4 protein-coding genes are annotated in these 4,849 nt (G+C 72.3%); 1 reads left to right on the top strand and 3 read right to left on the bottom strand.

The genetic code is table 11. The features are described from left to right. A partial coding sequence (locus tag RIF68_RS27515) for a glycerol-3-phosphate dehydrogenase/oxidase (protein ID WP_309054000.1) occupies window positions 1-1,073 on the bottom strand: 1,073 nt, incomplete at its 3' end. Window positions 1,074-1,370: 297 nt separating this feature from the next. Between RIF68_RS27515 and RIF68_RS27520 the strand changes: the two genes are divergently transcribed. Beyond that, a complete protein-coding gene (locus RIF68_RS27520; RefSeq protein ID WP_309054001.1) occupies window positions 1,371-2,612 on the top strand; it encodes a nucleotide sugar dehydrogenase in 1,242 nt (413 codons plus the stop codon). A gap of 87 nt (window positions 2,613-2,699) precedes the next feature. Here RIF68_RS27520 and RIF68_RS27525 read toward each other — a convergent pair whose 3' ends face one another. Continuing rightward, window positions 2,700-3,824 (bottom strand): GuaB3 family IMP dehydrogenase-related protein, encoded by a 1,125-nt coding sequence (locus RIF68_RS27525; RefSeq protein ID WP_309054002.1) that lies wholly within the window; start codon window positions 3,822-3,824, stop codon window positions 2,700-2,702. Window positions 3,825-3,930: 106 nt separating this feature from the next. Continuing rightward, on the bottom strand, window positions 3,931-4,849 hold a 919-nt coding region (locus RIF68_RS27530), incomplete at its 5' end, for an IMP dehydrogenase (RefSeq protein ID WP_309054003.1).

Genomic DNA, 4,849 nt, shown 5'->3' on the forward strand with positions numbered 1-4,849 from the left:
AGTTTGCTGGTGGCGTCGGACTCGCCGGCGAGGAGCGGCCGCAGGCCCGCGTAGACGCCCTCGACGTCGTCCCGGGTGAGCGGGGTCGCCAGCACGCTGTTCACGTGGTCGAGCAGGTAGTCGATGTCGGCACTGGAGGCGGCCGGGTGTGCCTTGTCCAGGTCCCAGTCGGTGTCGGTGGTGCCGACGATCCAGTGGCGGCCCCAGGGGATCACGAACAGCACGGACTTCTCCGTGCGGAGGATGAGGCCGGTGGTCGAGTGGATGCGGTCCTTGGGCACGACCAGGTGGATGCCCTTGGAGGCGCGGACGTGGAACTGCCCCCGCTCACCGATGAGGGCCTGGGTGTCGTCGGTCCAGACACCGGTGGCGTTGACGATCTGCTTGGCCCGGATCTCGTACTCGCCGCCCGCCTCGACGTCCTGGACGCGCGCGCCGACGACGCGCTCACCCTCGCGGAGGAAGCCGACGACCCGGGCCCGGCTCGCGACCCGGGCCCCGTAGGAGGCGGCGGTACGCACGAGGGTGGTGACGAAGCGGGCGTCGTCCATCTGGGCGTCGTAGTACTGGAGGGCGCCCACCAGGGCGTCCTTCCGCAGACAGGGGGCGACCCGCAGGGCGTGGCGCCGGGAGAGGTGCCGGTGGACGGGCAGGCCGCGTCCGTGGCCCGAGGAGACGGACATCGCGTCGTACAGGGCGACGCCGGAGCCCGCGTAGAGCCGCTCCCAGCCCTTGTGCTGGAGGGGGTAGAGGAAGGGCACGGGTTTCACCAGGTGCGGGGCGAGCCGCTCCAGGAGCAGGCCGCGCTCCTTGAGTGCCTCCCGGACGAGGGCGAAGTCCAGCATCTCCAGGTAGCGCAGACCGCCGTGGATGAGCTTGCTGGACCGGCTGGAGGTACCGGAGGCCCAGTCACGGGCCTCGACGAGGCCGGTGGAGAGGCCTCTGGTGGCGGCGTCCAGTGCCGTCCCGGCGCCTACCACTCCGGCGCCGACGACCAGCACGTCCAGCTCGCGCTCGGCCATGGCCGCGAGCGCCTCGGCGCGCTCCGCGGGCCCCAGTGTCGCTGTCCTCACGTCTGCTGCCTCCCGTCGTCCCCCGTCGGTCCCGCGTACCCGCCGACCGCGTGCTCACGCGGACCGGCGGCAGCACCGGACAAGTGTGGTCCGGCTCACAGCTCGATTTTGGCCCGGCCCGGTGACTTCAGCCACCGCCCCTCCCCCGCCCTGTGGATAACACTCGGCGACGTGCGGCCCCGCAATGCCACATATCGGTCATATTTACGCCTAGTCTGACAGTGCGTTCGCCCCGTTCTGTCCACCGGGCTTGCGGACCGCGTCCCCTCCGGCTACAGGGAAGGACGGCCCACCCCCATGCCCGCTGATCTCGCCGTCATCGGCCTCGGCCACCACGGACTCCCCCTCGCCCGGGCCGCCGTCGCCGCAGGCATCGACACCATCGGCTACGACACCGATCCGCGCCCCGCCACCGAACTCGCCGCCGGCCGCCCCCCGGTCGACGGCTCCCTCTCCACGCCCGAGATCCGCCGGATGCTCGCCGGACGCTTCCGGCCCACCACCAACCCCGCGGAACTCGGCCGGGTCCGCACCGCCGTGCTCTGCGCCCCCACTCCCCCCGGCCCCGACGGCGGCCTCGACCTGAGCGCCGTCGAGGACGCCGCCCGCGCCCTCGCCGCCCGGCTGCGCCCCCACACCACCGTCCTGCTCGAATCACCCGTCCCGCCGGGCACCACCGAAGGCCTGCTGCGCGACCTTCTCGAAACGGGTTCCGGGCTGCGCGCCGGCCGCGACTTCCACCTCGCGTACTCGCCGGGCCGACTCGACCCCGGCAGCCGTACGCACGGATTCGCCGGCACCCCGAAGGTCATCGGCGGCCTCACCCCGGCCTGCACCGAGTCCGCCGCCGCCTTCTACGGACGCCTCACCGACAAGGTGGTACGCGCGCGTGGCCCGCGCGAGGCCGAGACGGTCAAGCTCCTGGAGACCAACTTCCGGCACGTCAACATCGCCCTCGTCAACGAGATGGCGGTCCTCTGCCACGACCTCGGCGTCGACCTCTGGGACGTCATCCGCTGCGCCGAGACGAAACCCTTCGGCTTCCAGGCCTTCCGCCCGGGCCCCGGCGTCGGCGGCCACGGCGTCCCCGTGGAACGCCTCGGCGACCACCGCCCCCTGCGCCTCGTGGAACTGGCCGCCGAGGTCAACGAACGCATGCCGCAGTACGTCGTCCGGCGCGCCACCACCCTCCTGAACGAGCACGGCAAGTCGGCCCGCGGCGCCCGCGTACTTCTGCTCGGGATCACCTACAAACCCGATCTCGCCGACCGCCAGGGCTCCCCCGCCGACGAGATCGCCCGCCGTCTGATGGACCTGGGGGCGGCCGTCAGCTACCACGACCCGCACGTCCCCCACTGGCGCGTCCGCGATCTGCCGGTGCCCCGCGCCGACTCCCTCTACGAGGCGGCCGCCCACGCCGACCTGACGATCCTGCTCCAGCACCACCGCACGTACGACCTCCAAGGTCTCTCCGTGAAGGCGCAGCTGCTCCTCGACACCCGGGGCGCCACGCCCGCCGGCGCCGCCCACCGCCTCTGAGCCGCCCCCGGAGAACGGTCCGCACGCGGAAGGGCCCCGCACCACCCGGTGCGGGGCCCTTCTCGACGCGCGGGAACGCCCGGGACGTCAGCGCTTGTGCTGGGCGTCCGCGACCGTGACCTCGACGCGCTGGAACTCCTTGAGCTCGCTGTAGCCCGTGGTGGCCATCGCGCGGCGCAGGGCGCCGAAGAAGTTCATCGAACCGTCCGGGGTGTGCGACGGGCCCGCGAGGATCTCCTCCGTGGTGCCCACGATGCCCAGGTCGACCAGCTTGCCGCGCGGCACGTCCTCGTGGACGGCCTCCATGCCCCAGTGGTGGCCCTTGCCGGGCGCGTCCGTGGCGCGGGCGAGCGGCGAGCCGATCATCACCGCGTCGGCGCCGCAGGCGATGGCCTTCGGCAGGTCGCCGGACCAGCCGACGCCGCCGTCCGCGATGACGTGCACGTACCGGCCGCCGGACTCGTCCATGTAGTCGCGGCGGGCCGCGGCCACGTCGGCGACGGCGGTGGCCATCGGGACCTGGATGCCGAGCACGTTGCGGGTGGTGTGCGCCGCGCCGCCGCCGAAGCCGACCAGGACGCCCGCCGCGCCGGTGCGCATCAGGTGCAGGGCCGCCGTGTAGGTGGCGCAGCCGCCGACGATGACCGGGACGTCGAGCTCGTAGATGAACTGCTTCAGGTTCAGCGGCTCGGCGGCGCCGGAGACGTGCTCGGCGGAGACGGTGGTGCCCCGGATGACGAAGATGTCCACGCCGGCGTCGACCACGGCCTTGGAGAACTGGGCGGTGCGCTGCGGGGAGAGCGCGGCGGCGGTGACCACACCCGAGTCGCGCACCTCCTTGATGCGCTGCCCGATCAGCTCCTCCTTGATCGGGGCGGCGTAGATCTCCTGCAGACGGCGGGTCGCGGTGGCCTCGTCCAGCTCCGCGATCTCGTCGAGCAGCGGCTGCGGGTCCTCGTACCGGGTCCACAGACCCTCGAGGTTCAGCACGCCCAGGCCGCCCAGCTCGCCGATGCGGATGGCGGTCTGCGGCGAGACGACCGAGTCCATGGGGGCGGCCAGGAAGGGCAGCTCGAAACGGTAGGCGTCGATCTGCCAGGCGATCGAGACCTCCTTCGGGTCCCGGGTGCGCCGGCTCGGTACGACGGCGATGTCGTCGAACGCGTACGCCCTGCGGCCGCGCTTGCCGCGCCCGATCTCGATCTCAGTCACGTTGTGTGGCCTTTCCCTCTGGGTCTGCGCCTACCAGTATCCCCGAAGCACGCGGAAGGGGCGGCTCCGGCCACATGCCGGAGCCGCCCCCGGGCGTCGCGGAGTGTTACTTCCTGCTGTAGTTCGGCGCCTCGACCGTCATCTGGATGTCGTGCGGGTGGCTCTCCTTGAGGCCCGCCGACGTGATCCGGACGAAGCGGCCCTTCGACTCCATCTCGGCGATGGTGGCCGCCCCGACGTAGCCCATGGTCTGGCGCAGGCCGCCGACGAGCTGGTGCAGCACGTTGGCCAGGGGGCCGCGGTAGGGCACCTGGCCCTCGACGCCCTCGGGCACGAGCTTGTCGTCGGAGGACACCTCGGCCTGGAAGTAGCGGTCCTTCGAGTACGAGCGGCCCTGGCCGCGCGACTGCATGGCGCCGAGCGAACCCATGCCGCGGTACGACTTGAACTGCTTGCCGTTGATGAAGAGGAGCTCGCCCGGGGACTCCTCGCAGCCCGCCAGAAGGCTGCCGAGCATCACCGTGTCGGCACCGGCGGCCAGCGCCTTGCCGATGTCGCCGGAGTACTGCAGGCCGCCGTCGCCGATCAGCGGGACGCCGGCGGCGCGGGCCGCGAGGGACGCCTCGTAGATGGCGGTGACCTGCGGGACGCCGATGCCGGCGACCACGCGGGTGGTGCAGATGGAGCCGGGGCCCACACCCACCTTGATGCCGTCGACGCCGGCGTCGATCATCGCCTGCGCGCCGTCGCGGGTGGCGACGTTGCCGCCGATCACGTCGACGTTCACGCTCGACTTGATCTTCGCCATCCAGCTCAGGGCGTTGCTGTTGTGCCCGTGGGAGGTGTCGACGATCAGGAAGTCCGCGCCGGCGGCGGCGAGCGCCTGGGCGCGCTCCAGGGCCTCGGGGCTGGCGCCGACGGCGGCACCGACGAGCAGGCGGCCCTCGGCGTCCTTGGCGGCGTTCGGGTACTTCTCCGCCTTGACGAAGTCCTTGACGGTGATGAGGCCCTTGAGGATGCCCTTG

It is taken from the genome of Streptomyces sp. (genome assembly GCF_031178505.1).
GTDB classification, from domain to species: Bacteria; Actinomycetota; Actinomycetes; order Streptomycetales; family Streptomycetaceae; genus Streptomyces; species Streptomyces gulbargensis.